The following is a 19,922-nucleotide window of genomic DNA, read 5'->3' on the forward strand; positions in this document are numbered from 1 at the left end:
TGTGAAGGTGAGTTGAGAAGCTTGCTGGAGGTATCAGAAGTGCGAATGCTGACATGAGTAACGACAATGCGAGTGAAAAACTCGCACGCCGAAAGACCAAGGTTTCCTGCGCAACGTTAATCGACGCAGGGTTAGTCGGTCCCTAAGGCGAGGCTGAAAAGCGTAGTCGATGGAAAACAGGTTAATATTCCTGTACTTCCAGTTATTGCGATGGAGGGACGGAGAAGGCTAGGCCAGCTTGGCGTTGGTTGTCCAAGTTTAAGGTGGTAGGCTGAGATCTTAGGCAAATCCGGGATTTCAAGGCCGAGAGCTGATGACGAGTGCTCTTTAGAGCGCGAAGTGGTTGATGCCATGCTTCCAAGAAAAGCTCCTAAGCTTCAGATAACTGGGAACCGTACCCCAAACCGACACAGGTGGTTAGGTAGAGAATACCAAGGCGCTTGAGAGAACTCGGGTGAAGGAACTAGGCAAAATGGCACCGTAACTTCGGGAGAAGGTGCGCCGGTGAGGGTGAAGCACTTGCTGCGTAAGCCCACGCCGGTCGAAGATACCAGGCCGCTGCGACTGTTTATTAAAAACACAGCACTCTGCAAACACGAAAGTGGACGTATAGGGTGTGACGCCTGCCCGGTGCCGGAAGGTTAATTGATGGGGTTAGCGCAAGCGAAGCTCTTGATCGAAGCCCCGGTAAACGGCGGCCGTAACTATAACGGTCCTAAGGTAGCGAAATTCCTTGTCGGGTAAGTTCCGACCTGCACGAATGGCGTAACGATGGCGGCGCTGTCTCCACCCGAGACTCAGTGAAATTGAAATCGCTGTGAAGATGCAGTGTATCCGCGGCTAGACGGAAAGACCCCGTGAACCTTTACTATAGCTTTGCACTGGACTTTGAGCTTGCTTGTGTAGGATAGGTGGGAGGCTTTGAAGTGGGGACGCCAGTTCTCATGGAGCCATCCTTGAAATACCACCCTGGCAACCTTGAGGTTCTAACTCAGGTCCGTTATCCGGATCGAGGACAGTGTATGGTGGGTAGTTTGACTGGGGCGGTCTCCTCCCAAAGAGTAACGGAGGAGTACGAAGGTGCGCTCAGACCGGTCGGAAATCGGTCGTAGAGTATAAAGGCAAAAGCGCGCTTGACTGCGAGACACACACGTCGAGCAGGTACGAAAGTAGGTCTTAGTGATCCGGTGGTTCTGTATGGAAGGGCCATCGCTCAACGGATAAAAGGTACTCCGGGGATAACAGGCTGATACCGCCCAAGAGTTCATATCGACGGCGGTGTTTGGCACCTCGATGTCGGCTCATCACATCCTGGGGCTGAAGCCGGTCCCAAGGGTATGGCTGTTCGCCATTTAAAGTGGTACGCGAGCTGGGTTTAGAACGTCGTGAGACAGTTCGGTCCCTATCTGCCGTGGACGTTTGAGATTTGAGAGGGGCTGCTCCTAGTACGAGAGGACCGGAGTGGACGAACCTCTGGTGTTCCGGTTGTCACGCCAGTGGCATTGCCGGGTAGCTATGTTCGGAAGAGATAACCGCTGAAAGCATCTAAGCGGGAAACTTGCCTCAAGATGAGATCTCACTGGAGCCTTGAGCTCCCTGAAGGGCCGTCGAAGACTACGACGTTGATAGGTTGGGTGTGTAAGCGCTGTGAGGCGTTGAGCTAACCAATACTAATTGCCCGTGAGGCTTGACCATATAACACCCAAGCAATTTGCGCTGCGGCCAGATTGTGGTGGTGAAGACGAAAGACCCGAAAGTTCGTAAGACCACAAATTCACATATCCGAATTAGCCAAGAGTGTTCCTAAGACATTCTGGCAACAGAATTTCTTGACGACCATAGAGCATTGGAACCACCTGATCCCATCCCGAACTCAGTAGTGAAACGATGCATCGCCGATGGTAGTGTGGGGCTTCCCCATGTGAGAGTAGGTCATCGTCAAGATTCATTTCGCAAAACCCCTATCTGCGCGAGCAGGTAGGGGTTTTGTCTTTTCCGCTTGCCCAAAAGCCAATGCCGTTCCGACAGGGGGAACGTGTCGGCTGCCTCCGTGATAAGGTTTCTCCTCTGCATCAACCGCTCCCCGAGACCAGCCAATGCCCCAGACCACCTCACTTCACCCAGGCTTCATGATCGTTCAGGGCAACCGCCTGGACGACCTGCGCAATCTGGTGGTGAGCGTGATGCGCCGTTACCCCCTGGCGCCGCTGGAAAACGAAATCGCCCTGGTGCAGAGCAACGGTATCGCCCAATGGCTGAAACTGGCCTTGGCCGAGGACCCACAGGACGACGATCAGGGCGGTTGCGGGATCGCAGCCGCCATCGATGTGCAGCTTCCGGGTAGCTTCATGTGGCAGCTGTACCGTCGCGTGCTGGGGCGCGACGAAATCCCCGAGGTGTCACTGCTGGACAAGGCGCCCCTGACCTGGCGCCTGATGCGCCTGCTCCCGGAAGTGATCGAACGCCCGCACTTCGAGCCCCTGCGCCGCTTCCTTACCGATGACAGCGACCTGCGCAAGCGCTATCAGTTGGCCGAGCGCCTTGCCGACCTGTTCGACCAGTACCAGGTCTACCGTGCCGACTGGCTGAAGGACTGGGCAAGTGGTGCCCATGTGCTCAACACCGCACGGGGTGAGCGCAAGCCGCTGGCCGCCGGCAATCGCTGGCAGGCCGAGCTGTGGCGGATTCTGCTGGAAGACGTGGGCGAGGCGGGCATGGCCCAGAGCCGGGCCGGGGTGCATCAACGTTTCATCGAGCGGATCAACGGCCTGGAACAGGCCCCCGCCGGGCTGCCGGCGCGGCTGATCGTGTTCGGCATTTCGTCGCTGCCTGCCCAGATCCTCGAGGCTTTGGCAGGTCTTGCCCGCTTCAGCCAGGTGTTGCTGTGCGTGCACAACCCCTGCCGCCACCACTGGGGCGATATCGTCGCCGACAAGGACCTGCTGCGACACCAGTACAAGCGTCAGCAACGTAAGCAGGGCATGCCCCTGCAATTGGACGACGATCTGCTGCACCAACATGCACACCCGTTGTTGGCCGCTTGGGGCAAGCAGGGGCGCGACTACATCAACCTGCTCGACAGCTACGACGATCCCGGCAGTTACCAGGGCGTGTTCAGCGACGGACGCATCGACCTGTTCAGTGAAGGTGAACCGAAGACCCTGCTCAACCAGCTGCAGGACGATATCCTCGAGTTGCGCCCCCTGGCCGAGACCCGCGAGCAGTGGCCGGCGGTCGACCCGGCCAAGGACCGCTCCGTACGTTTCCACCTGGCCCACAGTCCGCAGCGCGAAGTGGAAATCCTGCACGATCAGTTGCTGGCCCGCTTCAGTGCCGACCCCACGCTGCGGCCTCGCGACGTCATTGTCATGCTGCCGGCTATCGACACCTACGCACCGCATATCCGTGCCGTATTCGGCCAGCTCGACCGCAACGATCCGCGTTACATCCCGTTCACCCTGACCGACCAGGGCCAGCGTGGCCGCGACCCACTGCTGATCGCCCTGGAGCATCTGCTCAAGCTGCCCGACAGCCGTTTCGCCGTCAGCGAAGTGCTCGACCTGCTGGACGTGCCGGCAGTGCGCGCCCGCTTCGCCATTCAGGAAAGCGACCTTCCAACCCTGCACCGCTGGATCGAAGGCGCCGGTATCCGTTGGGGGTTGAGCGCAGAGCAACGCGCCAGCCTTGGCCTGCCCGAGGGTCTTGAGCAGAACAGTTGGCGCTTCGGCCTGCGGCGCATGCTGTTGGGGTACGCAGTCGGCGTGGGCGAAGGCTGTGACGGTATCGAGCCGTACGATGAGATCGGCGGCCTCGACGCCGCGCTGATCGGCCCGTTGGTGGCGTTGCTCGATGCTCTGGACATTGCCTGCCAGGCGCTCTCACAGCCGGCCACGGCGACGGATTGGGGGGCACGACTGCATGCGTTGCTGCAGATCTTCTTCCTGGCCGAAAACGAGCATGACGAACTGCTCCTGGTACAGCTGCAGGACCTGCGCGACACCTGGCTGGAAACCTGCGACGCGGTCGGCCTGCACGATTTGCTGCCACTGACCGTGGTGCGCGAAGCCTGGCTGTCCGGGCTGGACCAGGGCAAGTTGTCCCAGCGCTTCCTGGCCGGCTCGGTGAACTTCTGCACGCTGATGCCCATGCGCGCCATCCCGTTCAGGGTGGTCTGCCTGCTGGGCATGAACGACGGTGACTACCCACGTGCCCAGCCGCCCCTCGACTTCGACCTGATGGCCAGCGACTACCGACCAGGGGACCGTTCGCGTCGGGAGGATGACCGTTATCTGTTGCTCGAGGCCTTGCTCTCTGCACGTGACCAGCTTTATGTCAGCTGGGTCGGGCACAGCATCCGCGACAACAGCGAGCGACCGTCCTCGGTGCTGATCGGGCAGTTGCGCGATCACCTGGCCGCCGGCTGGCAGCTCGCCGGCGCCAAGACCGGCCAACGCGACGACCCTGGGCAGCAGCTGTTGCATGCCCTGACCCAGGAGCACCCATTGCAGCCGTTCAGCCAGCGCTACTTCCAGAAGGGCAGCCCGTTGTTCAGCTTCGCCCATGAATGGTTGGCGTTGCACCAGGCCGAGGACGAAGCGCAAGTGCCTGTCGCACTGTCGCCCTACACCAGCGATGAGCCGCTCAACCTGGTGCAGCTTCAGGACTTCCTGCGCCATCCGGTCCGGCATTTCTTCAGCCAGCGCCTGAAAGTGTTCTTCGAGGCCCTGGAGGCACCGACCCCGGACGAAGAACCCTTCGTGCTGGACGCTCTGCAACGCTATGGCCTGAGCGAAAGCCTGCTTGGCGCCGCGCTGGCCGATCCGGACAACGCCGAGCGGGCGTTGCAGGCCCAGGCCCGACGTCTCCAGGCCTGCGGGATGTTGCCGCTGGCAGGCTTCGGCGAAGCCTTGCAGGCCGAGTTGATTCAGCCGCTGCCGGACTTGCTGCAACGCCATCGGCAACTGCTGCAGCGCTGGCCAACCCGGGTCGAGGGCGCCATGCCGATCCATTTCGAACAGGGGCCGCTGCGCTTGGAGGGCTGGCTTGGCCAGGTGTACCAGGCCGAGGACCAGAGCCTGTTGAGCATCGCCACCGTGCCTAATACCCTCAGTGCTGGACGCAACAGCCTGAAGTGGCACCGGCTGGTGCCGACCTGGGTGATGCACCTTGCTGCCTGTGCTTCTGGCTACCCGTTGCACAGCGCGCTGGTGGCCAGTGACCTGACCCTGTTGTTGGCCCCGTTGCCTCAGGGCGAGGCGGCAGAGCGCCTGGGCGAACTGCTGGTGGCACGCCAGGCGGGTATGAACGCGCCCTTGCCGGTGGCGGCCAAGACCGCCTTCGCCTGGCTGGCCCAGGAGGACCCGGACAAGGCGACGGCCGCCGCGATCCGCGCCTATGAGGGTGACGGCCAGAACAACTTCGGCGAGCGCAGCGAAAGCCTGGCCCTGGCCCGCCAGTATCGTGACTTCGCCGCGCTGGCCCTCGACGAAACCTTCGAAGGCTGGTGCGAAGCCTTGTATCGCCCCTTGTTCGCAGCGCCCTGGCAGACCCTGGGTAACCCGGAGAACGCCCAATGACCCAAGCCCGCCCCCTGGCGCTGAGTTTCCCCCTGCACGGCAGCCAACTGATCGAAGCCAGCGCCGGCACCGGCAAGACGTTCACCATATCGGCCTTGTACCTGCGTCTGATACTCGGCCATGGCGGCGAGCAGGGTTTCAGCCGCGAGCTGCTGCCACCGCAGATCCTCGTGGTGACCTTCACCGACGCGGCCACCAAGGAGCTGCGCGAGCGCATTCGCGCGCGCCTGGCCGAGGCGGCGCGTTTCTTCCGCGGCGAGCTGGACGGTGCCGACCCGCTGCTGCATCTGCTGCGCGACGATTACCCACAGGAGCAATGGCCACGCTGCGCCAGCCGCCTTGAGATCGCCGTGCAGTGGATGGACGAGGCCGCTGTCTCGACCATCCACGGCTGGTGCCAGCGCATGCTGCGCGAGCACGCCTTCGACAGTGGCAGCCTGTTCACCCAGAGCCTGGAGACCGATCACAGCGAACTGCTGGGCCAGGTCATGCGCGACTACTGGCGGCGCTTCTGCTACGGCATGCGCGGCGAGTCACTGGCCTGGGTGCGTGGCAACTGGGGCAGCCCCGATGCCTTGTTGCCGAGGATCAGACCGCTGTTTGGCCGTGTCCGTGGCCAGGAGGACGAGCAAGACCCGCAGTCGTTGATCGAGGCGACCCTGCGCCAGCGCACCGAGCAATTGGCCCAACTCAAGGCGCCTTGGGGCGCCTGGGCCGACGAGCTGCAGCAGATCTGCCGCGATGCCGTGGCGGCCAAGCAGGCCGACGGGCGCAAGTTGCAGGCACGCTATTTCGAGCCCTGGTTCGACAAGCTGCGGGCCTGGGCCGGTGATGAGCAGGCCATGGAACTGGACCTAGGCACCGGCTTCACCCGTCTGACACCCGCTGGCCTGGCCGAGGCCTGGAAGTCCGGCGAGCCGCCGCAACACCCGGCGCTGCGGGTCATGGAGTCCTTGCGCGAGCAGTTGCAGGGGCTGGCCAGCCCTGACGCACGGTTGCTGGAGCATGCCGCCGCCTGGGTATCGGCGCGCTTCGAGGTGGAGAAACGTCGCCGCGCCGAAATGGGCTTCGACGACATGTTGCTGCGCCTGGAACATGCCCTGGGCAGCGACTCCGGTCAGCGCCTGGCCGCGTTGATCCGTGAGCAGTTCCCGGTCGCGTTGATCGACGAGTTCCAGGACACCGACCCCGTCCAGTACGGGATCTTCGAGCGCATCTACCGCATCACCGAGAACAACCCGGACACCGGCTTGTTCATGATCGGCGACCCCAAGCAGGCGATCTATGCCTTCCGTGGCGCCGACATCTTCACCTACCTGGCCGCGCGCCGTGCCACCGCCGGGCGCCTGCACAGCCTGGACACCAACTACCGCTCCAGCCAGGCCATGGTCGCGGCGGTCAACCGGGTGTTCCTGCAGGCCGAGGAACGCGCCGAGGGCCGTGGCGCCTTCCTGTTCCGTGCCCAGGGCGACAACCCGCTGCCCTTCGTCGAAGTGCGCGCCAAGGGTCGTGGCGAGCAACTGCTGATCGCCGGGCAGCCCAGCGCGGCCCTGCATTGCTGGCAGCTGGAGAGCGACGAGCCGGTGTCCAGCACAACGTATCGCCAGCAACTGGCGGCCAGTTGCGCCAGCCATATCGTCGAGCTGCTCGAAGGTGGTCAGCAAGGCGTCAGCGGTTTCGCCGATGCCGCCGGCAAGCTGCGACCCTGCTTGCCTTCCGATATCGCCATCCTGGTGCGCGACGGTCGCGAGGCCCAGCTGGTCCGCGCCGAGCTGGCGGCTCGCGATGTGCGCAGCGTATACCTGTCGGACAAGGATTCGGTGTTCGCCGCCCAGGAGGCCCATGACCTGCTGGCCTGGCTCAAGGCCTGCGCCGAGCCGGACTCGGAGCGCATGCTCAAGGCCGCTCTGGCCAGCCTGACCCTCGACCTGCCGCTTATCGAACTGGAGCGCCTGAACCAGGATGAGCGGGTCTGGGAAAACTGGGTTATGCGTTTTCGCCGCTACCGCGACATCTGGCAACGCCAGGGCGTGCTGCCGATGCTGCGGCGCCTGCTGCACGACTTCCAGCTGCCGCGGGCGCTGATGGGCCGCAGCGACGGCGAGCGGGTGCTGACCAACCTACTGCACCTGGCTGAACTGCTGCAGCAGGCCGCGGGTGAGCTGGATGGCGAGCAGGCGCTGATCCGTCATCTCACCGAGCACCTGGCCAACGCAGGGCAAGCCGGAGAAGAGCAGATCCTGCGCCTGGAAAGCGACGAGCAACTGGTCAAGGTGGTGACCATCCACAAGTCCAAGGGCCTGGAATACCCCTTGGTGTACCTGCCGTTCATCTGCACCAGCAAGCCGGTGGATGGCCAGCGCCTGCCCCTGGGCTGGCACGACGACCAGGGCGTGGCGCACCTGACCTTGACACCGGACGCCGCGCAGATCGAGCGCGCCGACGATGAACGCCTGGCCGAGGACCTGCGTCTGCTCTACGTCGCCCTGACCCGTGCCCAGCATGCCTGCTGGCTGGGCGTTGCCGACCTCAAGCGCGGCACCCAGCGCAGTTCGCAGTTGCATCGTTCGGCCTTGGGCTACCTGCTGGGTGGCGGCCTGTCGTTGGCGGCTTCCAGCCAGCTGGGCGAATGGCTCGCTACCCTGGCGGCCGGTAATCCGGCCATCACCCATGGTCCGCTGCCTGAGGTTCAGGCCCTGTGCTACCGCACGCCGGACAGCCAGCGCGAGCTGCTGCCGCCGCGCAAGCCTCGTCGGGCCGCTGCGGAACACTGGTGGATCGCCTCGTACAGTGCCTTGCGGGTGGGCGACCAGACCCTGGTCGCCGACAGCTCCCAGGCCCAGCAATTGCTGGACGACGAGGTGCTGGACAGCCAGTCGCTGCGTGAGGTGCCGGCCGAGGCGGGCGATATCCACCGCTTCCCCCGTGGGCCGAATCCGGGCACTTTCCTCCACGGCCTGCTCGAATGGGCGGGGCGCGAAGGGTTCGCCGAGGTCGCCGCCCAAGGGCCGGTGATCGAACGCACCGTGGGCCAGCGCTGCAACCGACGCGACTGGACAGGCTGGATTCCCACGCTGACCCAATGGCTGCAGCAACTGCTGGTCCAGCCCATGCCGTTGCAAGGGGCCACCTTGACCCTCGCAGGCCTCGAGCGCTACCAGGTCGAAATGGAGTTCTGGTTCGCCAGCCATCAGGTCGACGCGGTGCGCCTCGACCATCTGGTGGCGCGCCACACCCACGTTGGAATGACGCGGGCGGCCGCCCAGCCGACCGTGCTCAACGGCATGTTCAAGGGCTTCATCGACCTGGCCTTCGAACTCGACGGGCGCTACTACGTGGCCGACTACAAGTCCAACTGGCTCGGCCCCGACGCCGAGGCCTACGGCGCCCTGGCCATGGAGCAGGCAATCCTCGAGCATCGCTACGACCTGCAGTACGTGCTCTACCTGCTGGCCCTGCATCGCCAGCTGCGCGCGCGCCTGCCCGACTACGACTACGACCTGCATGTCGGCGGTGCCGTGTTCATCTTCCTGCGTGGGGTCACCTCGGCCGGCCATGGGCTGTATCATGCGCGGCCTCCCCGGGCGCTGATCGAACAGCTCGACGCGATGTTCCGGGGTGAGCAAGAACCCGCCCAACAGGACCTGTTTGCCGGAGCCACGCCATGAGCCGCAACCTCGACGACCTGCTGCCCACGCCCTTGCAGGCCGAGCACCTGAGCGCCCTGGCGCCGCTGCGCCACAGCCGGGACCTGCTGGCGCTGCTCTATCGCTGGGTCGAGCGTGGCTGGCTGCGCGCCCTGGACCGGGCCTTCGTGAGTTTCCTCGAGGAGCGGGCGCCGGGCAGCGATCCGCTGGTGCTGCTGGCCGCCGCCCTGGCCAGCCACCAGCTGGGCCATGGCCATGTCTGCCTCGATCTGCAACAGACCCTTGCCGAGCCGGACTTCGCCCTGTCGCTGCCACCGGAAGGCGATGCGCTGGCCGGGCCGTTGCTGCTGCCTTCGCAGCTGCTGGCCAGCCTCGAGCTGGGCACTTGGTTGCAGCGGCTCGCCGAGAGTCCCCTGGTTGCCGCAGGCGATACCGTCGAGCAGCGTGCCAGGCCACTGGTGGTCAGCGGCGAGCGCCTGTACCTGCGCCGCTATTGGACTTACGAGCGGCGCATCGACAATGCCCTGCATGAGCGCCTGGCGCGCCTTCAGCCTCAGCCGGCCGACCTGGCACTACGTCTGTCGCAACTGTTCGAAGGTGGCTCGACCGCAAGCGAGGTGGATTGGCAGAAACTGGCCTGCGCTCTGGCCACCCGTGCCGGCTTCAGTGTCATCACCGGCGGCCCCGGGACCGGCAAGACCACCACCGTGGTACGCCTGCTGGCGCTGTTGCAGGGGCCTGCGGTCGAGCAAGGCCGGCCGCTGCGCATCCGCCTGGCGGCGCCGACCGGCAAGGCCGCGGCGCGCCTCACCGAGTCCATCGGCCAGCAGGTGGAGCGCTTGCAGGTGGATGGCGCGGTGCGGGCGCAGATCCCCACCGAGGTCAGCACCGTGCACCGCTTGCTGGGCAGCCGCCCGGGTTCGCGGCACTTCCGCCATCATGCCGGCAACCCGTTGCCCCTGGATGTGCTGGTGGTCGACGAAGCCTCGATGATCGACCTGGAGATGATGGCCAACCTGCTCGACGCCCTGCCGGCCAATGCGCGGCTGGTGCTGCTGGGCGACAAGGACCAGCTCGCTTCGGTGGAGGCCGGAGCGGTGCTGGGCGACCTGTGCCGAGACGCCGAGGATGGCGGCTACTGGCCGCAGACCCTGGCCTGGCTGGAGCAGGTGGGCGGACAGTCGCTGGCCGACATCGGCCTGAGGTCGGGCGACGGCCAGCGCAACCCGCTGGCCCAGCAGATCGTGATGCTGCGCCACTCGCGGCGTTTTGGCGAAGGCAGCGGCATCGGCCAGTTGGCGCGCCTGGTCAATCGCCAGCAAGCCCTGGAGGCGCGTGCGCTGCTGGCGACCCGACCGGCGGATGTCCATTGCCTGACCCTGGGCGGCGAGCACGACAAACGCTTCGAGCGCCTGCTGCTCGATGGCCTCAACCAAGGCCCCGAGGGGCCACAAGGGTATCGCGGCTACCTGCGAACCATCGGTCGCCTGCGCCCGCCGCCAGGCACGCCAGGCGACGATCCGCGCTGGGAGCGCTGGGCGGCCGAGGTGCTGCAGAGCTTCGAGGCGTTCCAGTTGCTCTGTGCCGTGCGCAAGGGCGCCTGGGGCGTCGAAGGCCTCAACGAGCGGGTCGCCCGGGTGCTGCACAACGCCGGGCTGATCGACAACCAGCAACCCTGGTACGAGGGGCGTCCGGTACTGGTCACCCGCAACGACTATGGCCTCGGGCTGATGAACGGCGATATCGGCATCGCCTTGCGCCTGCCGGACGATCATGGAGAGGCGCTGCTGCGCGTGGCTTTTCCGCGCAACGATGGCAGCGGTGGGGTGCGTTTCGTACTGCCCAGCCGTCTCAGCGAGGTGGAAACGGTGTTCGCCATGACCGTGCACAAGTCCCAGGGCTCGGAGTTCAGCCATACCGCGCTGGTGCTGCCCGACGCGCTGAACCCGGTGCTGACCAAGGAACTGGTGTACACCGGCATCACCCGCGCCAAGCATTGCTTCAGCCTCATCGAGCCGCGGGCAGGGGTGTTCGAGGAGGCGGTGGGGCGCAAGGTCCGGCGGGTCTCGGGGTTGATGCTGGAGCAAGTCTGACTCTGGAGTTTGCCGCTGATATGCTATCGTTGCGGCATTATCCGCAAACATTTTGTGAGATTTCCCCCCATGACAGTGGCTGTCTCGGCCCTGGGACGCGTGAAGGGCTGTGCGCTCTCGTTGCTGATGGCCATGCTGTTGTCGAACGGCGCGCCCGCCTGGGCGGACAATGCCGTATCGCAGGCGCAGGTGAAGCTACGGGCCAAGGCCGTGACCCAGGTCGTGCTGGGCATCCTCAGCTACGCCCGCTGGCCTGCCGACCCCAATCCCTTGCGCCTGTGCCTGGTCGGCCCGACCGAATACGCCGACGACCTGATCAAGGGCAACCTGCAGCAGTCCGGGCAACCCCTGCAGGTGCGCCGCCTGCTCGCCGACGATCCGAGCGTGGCCAGTGCCTGCGACGCCATCTACCTCGGCAAGCTCGACAAACAGCAACGTGAGCGATTGTTCCAGCGGATCAACGGCCACCCGGTGCTGAGCATCAGCGAGGCCGACGATCCGTGCACGGTGGGTAGCCTGTTCTGCCTGCGGGTCGGCGATCAGCAGGTGGCGTTCGACGTCAACCTCGACTCAGTGGCACGCAGTGGCGTGCGCATTCACCCTAGCGTGCTGCAATTGTCGCGACGGCGGGCGGGGCAGCCATGAAACGTTCAGCCAGGCGCTTCAGCCGGCCGACCCTGCGCGCCGTGCTCGGGCGGGGACACCTGAGCGTGGCCTTGCTGGCCGCGGGCCTGGCCGGGGTGCTGGTGACCCTGCTCGGGGTGGCGGCGCTGCGCGTCTATGCCAACCACAACCTGCACCTGATCGCCCGCTCCATCAACTACACCGTCGAGGCCGCCGTGGTCTTCGACGACAGTGCCGCGGCCAACGAGGCCCTGGCGCTGATCGCGTCCACCGAAGAAGTGGCCGACGCCAAGGTGTACGACAACGATGGCGACCTGCTCGCCCACTGGCAACGCGACGAGCAGGGGGTAATGGCGCAGTTGCAGTCCCAGGTGGCGCGCAGCCTGCTGGAGGAACCGATCAACATGCCGGTGCAGCACATGGGCCAGCGGGTCGGCCATATCGAGCTGACCGGGCAGGGTGGCAGCCTGGTGCGCTTCCTGCTCAGCGGGCTGGTGGGCATTCTGGTGTGCACGGTGCTCAGCGCGGTGCTGGCGCTGTACCTGTCGCGACGCCTGTTCGGCGATATCATCCGCCCCTTGCGTAACCTGGCCAGCGTTGCCCACGCCGCGCGGCGCGAGCGCAGTTTCGACCGGCGGGTGCCGCAGACCCAAATCGCCGAGCTCAACGAGCTGGGCAATGACTTCAATGCCCTGCTCGATGAGCTGGAGGTCTGGCAGAGCCATTTGCAGAGCGAGAACGAAAGCCTCGCCCACCAGGCCAGCCATGACAGCCTCACTGGCCTGCCCAACCGCGCGTTCTTCGAAGGGCGGCTGAGCCGCAGCCTGCGCAATGCCGCACGTACCGAAGACCATCTGGCGCTGTTGTTCCTCGACAGCGACCACTTCAAGCAGATCAACGACAGCCTCGGCCATGCGGTGGGGGACGAAGTGCTGATCAGCGTGGCCAGCCGCGTGCGTGCGCAACTGCGCGAGCATGACCTGGTGGCGCGCCTGGGCGGCGACGAGTTTGCCGTGCTGCTGACCCCGCTGCACTCGCGCGAGGATGCCCAGCGCATCGCCGAGAAGATTGTCGCCAGCATGAAGCTGCCGGTGCAGCTTGAGGATGGCACCAGCCTGACCACCTCGCTGAGCGTCGGTATCGCCTATTACCCGGACGATGGCCGTGACCCGGCCAGTCTGCTCAATGCCGCCGATGCGGCGATGTACCAGGCCAAGCGCAATCGCCGTGGCCATTGGCAAGTGGCGCAGACGGAACGCTGCGCCACTGATGCAAAGAACAGGAGCTGAACCGTGACCAAGCGTTTTTCCGTGCTGCGTTTCCCGTTAATCACCCTGCTGCTGGCGCTACTGGCTCTGGCCGGCTGCCAGAGCGTACCGCCCAAGGGACTGACCCCCGAGCAGGTCGCCGTGCTCAAGCGCGAGGGCTTCGCCCCGACCGACGAGGGTTGGGCGTTCGACCTGTCCGGCAAGGTGCTGTTCGGCAGTGACCTGGACAGCCTCAACAGCGCCAGCGAGTCGATCGTCGAGCGTATCGGCAAGGCGCTGCTGTCGGTGGATATCCAGCGTGTGCGCATCGATGGCCATGCCGACGCCTCGGGCAAGGCCGCCTACAACCAGCAGCTCTCCGAGCGCCGTGCCCAGAGCGTGGCCAAGGCCTTGATCGGCATCGGCATGCAGCCGCAGAACATCCAGACCCGCGGCATGGGCAGCAGCCAGCCGGTGGCGGACAACCGCACCGCGGCAGGGCGCATGGAGAATCGGCGGGTGTCGATCGTGGTGGCGTCGGACTGAGTGCTGCATGCCATCCATTGCGGGGCAAGCCCTCAAGTTCAACCCTGGGCGAATTTCATCTCGCGGGTTTCGCCCATCAGCAACGGCGCATTGGCCTCGGTCACCTCGCGAATGTAATCCCATAGCAGGGTGATCCGCTTGAGCTTGCGCAGATCCTCCCGGCAGTACATCCAGAACTGCCGCGTCACCTCGATCTCCTCCGGTAGCAGCGTCACCAGTCGCGGATCCTGCGCCGCCAGGAAGCACGGCAGGATCGCCAGCCCGCGTCCCTGCAAGGCCGCCGTGTACTGGGCGATCACGCTGGTGCTGCGCAGGTGCGCGTTGGCGTTGGGGATCAGGTTGGCCAGGTACAGCAGCTCCGAGCTGAACGCCAGGTCGTCCACGTAGCTGATGAACGGATGGCGGCCCAGGTCGGCGATCTCGCGGATCGGCTCGTGGTTGTCCAGATAGTCCTGGGTCGCATACAGGCGCAGGCGGTAGTCGCACAGCTTGCAGCACACATAAGGCCCATGTTCCGGACGTTCCAGGGCGATGACGATATCGGCCTCGCGTTTGGACAGGCTGATGAAGTGCGGCAGCGGCAGGATATCCACCGAGATCGCCGGCCAGGCATCGACGAAGTGGCTCAGTTGCGCAGTGACGAAGAAGCTGCCAAAGCCTTCGGTGCAGCCCATGCGCACATGCCCCGACAATGCCACGCCCGAACCCGAGACCTGCTCGCAGGCCATGTGCAGGGTGCTCTCGATCGACTCGGCATAGCCCAGCAGGCGCTGGCCCTCGGCGGTGAGCACGAAGCCGTTGGTCCGTGATTTTTCGAACAGCAAAGTGCCCAGCGCCCCTTCCAGTGAACCGATGCGCCGCGACACCGTGGTGTAGTCCACGGCCAGGCGCTTGGCCGCACTGCTGGCCTTGCGGGTGCGCGCCACCTCAAGAAAGAACTTGAGGTCGTCCCAGTTCAGCGCGCTCAGGGAGGTGAGGTCTTTTTGCATGATGATCCGGTTTTTTTGTGCATTCTTGTTGGATGTTTGCACATCTATACTCGAACTCAGCCCCTGAGCGCCACCCCGTTCGCTGCGGCGTAGGCGTCCTCGTTCCGACAATAATTCCAAGGAGAGCGCAGATGAACGCACCCCAGACGCCCGACCAGACCAAGGTCGAGCAGGTCAAGCTGCTGATCGACGGCCAATGGGTCGAGTCCAAGACCACCGAATGGCGCGACATCGTCAATCCGGCGACCCAGCAAGTGCTGGCGCGGGTGCCGTTCGCCACCGTCGAAGAAGTCAACGCCGCCGTGGCCGCCGCCGAGCGCGCCTTCAAGACCTGGCGCGACACCCCGATCGGCGCGCGCATGCGCATCATGCTCAAGCTGCAGGCGCTGATCCGCGAACACAGCAAGCGCATCGCCGTGACCCTCAGCGCCGAACAGGGCAAGACCCTCGCCGACGCCGAGGGCGATATCTTCCGTGGCCTGGAGGTGGTCGAGCACGCCGCCTCCATCGGCACCCTGCAGATGGGCGAGTTCGCCGAGAACGTCGCCGGCGGTGTCGACACCTACACCCTGCGCCAGCCGATCGGCGTGTGCGCCGGCATCACCCCGTTCAACTTCCCGGCGATGATCCCGCTGTGGATGTTCCCGATGGCCATCGTCTGCGGCAACACCTTCGTGCTCAAGCCGTCCGAGCAGGACCCGCTGTCGACCATGATGCTGGTCGAGCTGGCGCTGGAAGCTGGCATCCCGGCCGGCGTGCTCAACGTGGTGCACGGCGGCAAGCAGGTGGTCGACACGATCTGCACCCACCAGGACATCAAGGCGATCTCGTTCGTTGGCTCGACCGAAGTCGGCACCCACGTCTACAACCTGGGCAGCCAGCACGGCAAGCGCGTGCAGTCGATGATGGGCGCCAAGAACCATGCCGTGGTGCTGCCCGACGCCAACCGCACCCAGACCATCAACGCCCTGGTCGGCGCCGCCTTCGGCGCGGCCGGCCAGCGCTGCATGGCCACCTCCGTGGCGGTGCTGGTGGGCAAGGCCCGCGAATGGCTGCCGGATATCAAGGAAGCGGCGAGCAAGCTCAAGGTCAACGCCGGCAACGAGCCGGGCACCGATGTCGGCCCGGTGGTTTCCAAGCGTGCCAAGGAGCGTGTGCTGGGCCTGATCGAAAGCGGCATCAAGGAAGGCGCCAAGCTCGAACTGGACGGCCGCGATGTGAAGGTGCCGGGCTACGAGCAGGGCAACTTCGTCGGCCCGACCCTGTTCTCCGGGGTGAAGACCGACATGCAGGTCTACACCCAGGAAATCTTCGGCCCGGTGCTGGTGACCCTGGAGGTCGACACCCTCGACGAGGCCATCGCCCTGGTCAACGCCAACCCGTTCGGCAACGGCACCGGCCTGTTCACCCAGAGCGGCGCGGCGGCGCGCAAGTTCCAGAGCGAGATCGATATCGGCCAGGTCGGCATCAACATCCCGATCCCGGTGCCGGTGCCGTTCTTCAGCTTCACCGGTTCCCGTGGCTCCAAGCTCGGCGACCTCGGCCCGTACGGCAAGCAGGTGGTGCAGTTCTACACTCAGACCAAGACCGTCACCGCCCGCTGGTTCGACGACGACAGCGTCAATGACGGTGTGAACACCACCATCAGCCTGCGCTAAGGAGAACGCCATGCGTATCGCTTTCATCGGCCTGGGCAACATGGGCGCGCCCATGGCCCGCAACCTGATCAAGGCCGGGCACCAACTGAACTTGTTCGACCTGAACAAGACCGTGCTGGCCGAACTCGCGGAGCTGGGTGGCCAGGTCAGCACGTCACCCAAGGACGCAGCCGCCAACAGCGAGCTGGTGATCACCATGCTGCCGGCCGCCGCCCATGTGCGCGGCGTGTACCTGGATGAAGAAACCGGCGTGCTGGCTGGCATCCGCCCCGGCACTCCGACCGTGGACTGCAGCACCATCGACCCGCAGACCGCCCGTGAGGTCTCCAAGGCTGCAGCGGCCAAGGGTATCGACATGGGCGATGCGCCGGTTTCCGGTGGTACCGGCGGCGCGGCGGCCGGCACCCTGACCTTCATGGTCGGCGCCAGCGCAGAGCTGTTCGCCACGCTCAAGCCGGTGCTGGAGCAGATGGGCCGCAATATCGTGCACTGCGGCGAGGTCGGTACCGGCCAGATCGCCAAAATCTGCAACAACCTGCTGCTGGGCATCTCGATGATCGGTGTGTCCGAGGCCATGGCCCTGGGCAATGCGCTGGGCATCGACACCAAGGTGTTGGCCGGCATCATCAACAGCTCCACCGGGCGTTGCTGGAGTTCGGATACCTACAACCCATGGCCGGGCATCATCGAGACCGCCCCGGCTTCGCGCGGCTACACCGGCGGCTTCGGTGCCGAGCTGATGCTCAAGGACCTGGGGCTGGCCACCGAGGCCGCGCGCCAGGCGCACCAGCCGGTGATCCTCGGCGCCGTGGCCCAGCAGCTGTACCAGGCCATGAGCCTGCGCGGCGAAGGCGGCAAGGATTTCTCGGCGATCGTCGAGGGGTACCGCAAGAAGGATTGACGAGCGAGTGGACTTGATCGCGGGCCGGGTGGCCCTTCCCCTTGTAACTGCGCACCTTGGGGAAGGGACATCGGGTTCGCGATTTTTTTTGCAAGCTGTGTGAGCGTGGGAGCGGGTCAGGCGAAGACGAAGTACTTGCGCACCGTCTCGACCACTTCCCAGGTCCCCTTCATCCCCGGTTCGATCACGAACACATCACCTGCTTTGAGGTGTTTCGGCTCCTCGCCTTCCGGGGTGACGATGCAATAGCCATCGAGGAAATGGCAGTACTCCCACTTTTCATAGTTGACCTCGAACTTGCCCGGCGTGCAGATCCAGGTGCCCATGATCTTGCTGCCGTCGGCTGACAGGTAGGCATTGAGGTTGACGGTGTGCGGGTCGCCGCCGATGCGCTTCCACTTGGTTGCGTCGACCACCGGGGTCGGGCAGGTTTCGCGCAGGACGGTGATGAAATCGGACATGGCGTGGCTCCAGGCATGTGGGGGAGATGACGCACCACCTTAGGGCCATCACCACGCCTGCAGTTGCCTGGGGTCGACACCCAACTGTCTGTGCGCGCTATGCGGGGTATGGATCTTGCGCAGCAGTGGGCTGAAGCCGACTACGCAGGGCAGCGATCACCTCGGGTACACCCCGCCCGGGTACTGCTGGTGGTGTCGGGCTTTCCCCGAACTCCCGCCAGATGAACAAGGTCAGCTCCGCGCCGTCGGTCTTGGACAGCGGCTGTTCCATTGAGCCGAATTGCTGCAGCGAGCGGTAGCGCTCATCGCGCCAGAACAGCGCTTCGACCCAGTCGTATACCGGGATGAAGTGAAAGTGCAGGGGATGCCCTGGTACATGCCCGAAGCGCCCGATGTACAGCCATTTGGGCGCCAGCTCCTGCTCCATGGCACCTTGCATCCTGCCCATCAGCAGGCCCATGTCTGCCAGGGCTTCGCCTGGCAGCTCCGCGAGGCTGGCGACGCCAGCCCGCGAACCGAGCATCAGGTAGCCGGGCAGGTGCGAGGCCAGGTGATGATTGACGACCCAGTGCGCGCTTTCATGGACGATGTATTCGACCGGAATCTCCATCGCCTCACGCCCACCAGTAACGCACGAAGTGGAAGAACACCGGCGCGGCGAAACACACCGAGTCCATGCGATCGAGCATACCGCCGTGGCCTTCGATCATATGGCCCCAGTCCTTCACGCCGCGGTCGCGCTTGATCGCCGACATCACCAGCCCGCCGAAGAAGCCCATGGCATTGACAGTCAAGGCCATCAGCGCCGCCTGCCAGAAGGTGAACGGGGTGATCCAGCACAGCAGGGCGCCGACCAGGGTGGCCAGCGCCACACCGCCGGCCAGGCCTTCGACGGTCTTCGACGGCGACAGGTTCGGCGCCACCTTGCGCTTGCCGAACAGCTTGCCGCACACGTACTGCAGCACGTCGCTGATCTGCACCACCAGGATCAGCCAGGCGATCAGCAGCAGGTTGCGACCCTCGTAGCCGGGAATGTCCAGGGTCATCAACGCCGGCACCGACGACACGCAGTACACCGCGATCATCAGGCCCCACTGTACCTTGGAGGCGCGCTCGAGGAAGCGCGTGGTGTCGCCGCCGAAGCTGGCCAGGATCGGCAGCAACAGGAACAGGTACACCGGGATGAAGATACTGAACAGCCCGTACCAGTCCATGGCGATCAGCAGGTACTGCACCGGCAGCGCCACATAGAAAGCCGCCACCAGCGCCGGGTAGTCGCTGCGTCGGGTCGGGGTGAGGGTCATGAACTCGCGCAGGGCATAGAACGACACGCCGTAGAACAGCACGATCACGCCGTACTTGCCGAACAGGAAGGCGATGCCGATCACCAGCACCATCACCCACCAGGCGTTGATGCGCGCGTTGAGGTTGTCGATCACTGCGTGCGGCGCGGGGCCGGCGCGCCATTTGAGCAGGCGGCCAACCAGGCTGGCGAGCAGCAGCAGGGCGCCGATGCCGGCGAACAGCGACAGGGTGTTGTGATCCATCTCAGGCTTCCTTCGGGGCCAGGTTCAGCAGGGCTTGTCGGGCCCGCTCGAGAAAGGCGTGCTTGCCCTCGTCCGGCTGCAGGTGCAGCGGCTCGCCGAAGCTCAGGGTGCACAGCAGTGGCAGCGGCAGGGCGCGACCCTTGGGCATGACCCGGTTGAGGTTGGCGATCCACACCGGCACCAGCTCGACCTGCGGGTTGGCCGAGGCCAGGTGGAACAGGCCGCTCTTGAATGCCAGCAACGGGTCGTCGGTCAGGTTGCGTGTGCCCTCCGGGAAGAAAATCAGCGAATCGCCCTGGGCGAAAGCATCGAGTACCGGTTGCAGTGGGTTGCCCTCGCTTGCGCCGTGCTGGCGGTCGATCAGCACGCCGTTGAACACCTGGCGGATCAGGAAGTCGCGGATGCCCGGCTTGCACCAGTAGTCGGCGCCCGCCACGGGGCGGGTGCGGCGGCGCAGCGGCTCGGGCAGCGCGGCCCACAGCAGCACGAAGTCGCCATGGCTGCTGTGGTTGGCGAAGTACAGGCGCTGTACCGGCTGCGGCGTGCAGCCCAGCCACAAGGCGCGGGCGCCGGTGATCAGGCGGGCGGCGGAGGTGATGACGAAGGCGGTCAGGCTGGCGAGCATGGCATTGG

General features: G+C 65.0%; 13 protein-coding genes and 2 rRNA genes (1 of these 15 only partly in view). 10 read left to right on the forward strand and 5 right to left on the reverse strand.

The annotated features are described in order from the left end of the window. The 8 genes from K5H97_RS03740 to K5H97_RS03775 form a co-directional block, all read left to right on the forward strand. Nucleotides 1-1,695: ribosomal RNA gene (locus tag K5H97_RS03740) — 23S ribosomal RNA — on the forward strand; it begins 1,198 nt to the left of the window's first position. A gap of 133 nt (nt 1,696-1,828) precedes the next feature. Next, nucleotides 1,829-1,944: ribosomal RNA gene (gene rrf / locus K5H97_RS03745) — 5S ribosomal RNA — on the forward strand. Nucleotides 1,945-2,096: 152 nt separating this feature from the next. Next, nucleotides 2,097-5,576 carry an exodeoxyribonuclease V subunit gamma gene (recC, locus tag K5H97_RS03750; protein ID WP_028691305.1) on the forward strand — a complete coding sequence of 1,160 codons (3,480 nt, stop codon included), beginning with the start codon at nt 2,097-2,099 and terminating at the stop codon, nt 5,574-5,576. Continuing rightward, complete coding sequence (gene recB, locus K5H97_RS03755; RefSeq protein WP_028691306.1) at nt 5,573-9,244, forward strand: exodeoxyribonuclease V subunit beta; 3,672 nt, start codon at nt 5,573-5,575, stop codon at nt 9,242-9,244. The genes recC and recB overlap by 4 nt, the downstream gene beginning before the upstream one ends. Next, nucleotides 9,241-11,316: an exodeoxyribonuclease V subunit alpha gene (gene recD / locus K5H97_RS03760; RefSeq protein WP_028691307.1), complete on the forward strand. Its 2,076-nt coding sequence runs from the start codon at nt 9,241-9,243 to the stop codon at nt 11,314-11,316. The genes recB and recD overlap by 4 nt, the downstream gene beginning before the upstream one ends. Nucleotides 11,317-11,385: 69 nt before the next feature. After that, complete coding sequence (locus K5H97_RS03765; RefSeq protein ID WP_028691308.1) at nt 11,386-11,961, forward strand: YfiR family protein; 576 nt, start codon at nt 11,386-11,388, stop codon at nt 11,959-11,961. Then, on the forward strand, nt 11,958-13,229 hold the full coding sequence (locus K5H97_RS03770) for a diguanylate cyclase domain-containing protein (RefSeq protein ID WP_028691309.1): 1,272 nt from the start codon (nt 11,958-11,960) through the stop codon (nt 13,227-13,229). The genes K5H97_RS03765 and K5H97_RS03770 overlap by 4 nt, the downstream gene beginning before the upstream one ends. Before the next feature lie 3 nt (nt 13,230-13,232). Beyond that, nucleotides 13,233-13,733, forward strand: a complete 501-nt coding sequence (locus tag K5H97_RS03775) for an OmpA family protein (protein ID WP_028691310.1) — start codon at nt 13,233-13,235, stop codon at nt 13,731-13,733. 38 nt (nt 13,734-13,771) lie between these two features. Here the strand turns inward: K5H97_RS03775 and K5H97_RS03780 are convergent, their stop codons facing one another. Beyond that, entirely contained in the window at nt 13,772-14,722 is a 951-nt protein-coding gene (locus tag K5H97_RS03780; RefSeq protein WP_028691311.1) for a LysR family transcriptional regulator, read from the reverse strand. Between the two features lie 131 nt (nt 14,723-14,853). Here K5H97_RS03780 and K5H97_RS03785 point away from each other — a divergent pair, with 131 nt between their 5' ends. After that, nucleotides 14,854-16,380 (forward strand): CoA-acylating methylmalonate-semialdehyde dehydrogenase, encoded by a 1,527-nt coding sequence (locus K5H97_RS03785; protein WP_028691312.1) that lies wholly within the window; start codon nt 14,854-14,856, stop codon nt 16,378-16,380. Between the two features lie 10 nt (nt 16,381-16,390). After that, nucleotides 16,391-17,281, forward strand: a complete 891-nt coding sequence (mmsB, locus tag K5H97_RS03790; RefSeq protein ID WP_028691313.1) for a 3-hydroxyisobutyrate dehydrogenase — start codon at nt 16,391-16,393, stop codon at nt 17,279-17,281. 116 nt (nt 17,282-17,397) lie between these two features. Here mmsB and K5H97_RS03795 read toward each other — a convergent pair whose 3' ends face one another. From K5H97_RS03795 to K5H97_RS03810, 4 genes are all read right to left on the reverse strand, one after another. Next, a complete protein-coding gene (locus tag K5H97_RS03795; protein WP_023631693.1) occupies nt 17,398-17,742 on the reverse strand; it encodes a cupin domain-containing protein in 345 nt (114 codons plus the stop codon). 97 nt (nt 17,743-17,839) lie between these two features. Next, nucleotides 17,840-18,352: an HIT family protein gene (locus K5H97_RS03800; RefSeq protein WP_028691314.1), complete on the reverse strand. Its 513-nt coding sequence runs from the start codon at nt 18,350-18,352 to the stop codon at nt 17,840-17,842. A 4-nt stretch (nt 18,353-18,356) separates the two neighbouring features. Further along, the gene (locus K5H97_RS03805; protein ID WP_023631694.1) at nt 18,357-19,289 is read right to left on the reverse strand and encodes a phosphatidate cytidylyltransferase; all 933 of its coding nucleotides are present in this window, start codon (nt 19,287-19,289) and stop codon (nt 18,357-18,359) included. A 1-nt stretch (nt 19,290) separates the two neighbouring features. Continuing rightward, complete coding sequence (locus tag K5H97_RS03810) at nt 19,291-19,914, reverse strand: lysophospholipid acyltransferase family protein (protein WP_028691315.1); 624 nt, start codon at nt 19,912-19,914, stop codon at nt 19,291-19,293. Nucleotides 19,915-19,922: the final 8 nt, after the last annotated feature.

The sequence above is a fragment of the Pseudomonas mosselii genome (assembly GCF_019823065.1).
GTDB lineage: Bacteria > Pseudomonadota > Gammaproteobacteria > Pseudomonadales > Pseudomonadaceae > Aquipseudomonas > Aquipseudomonas mosselii.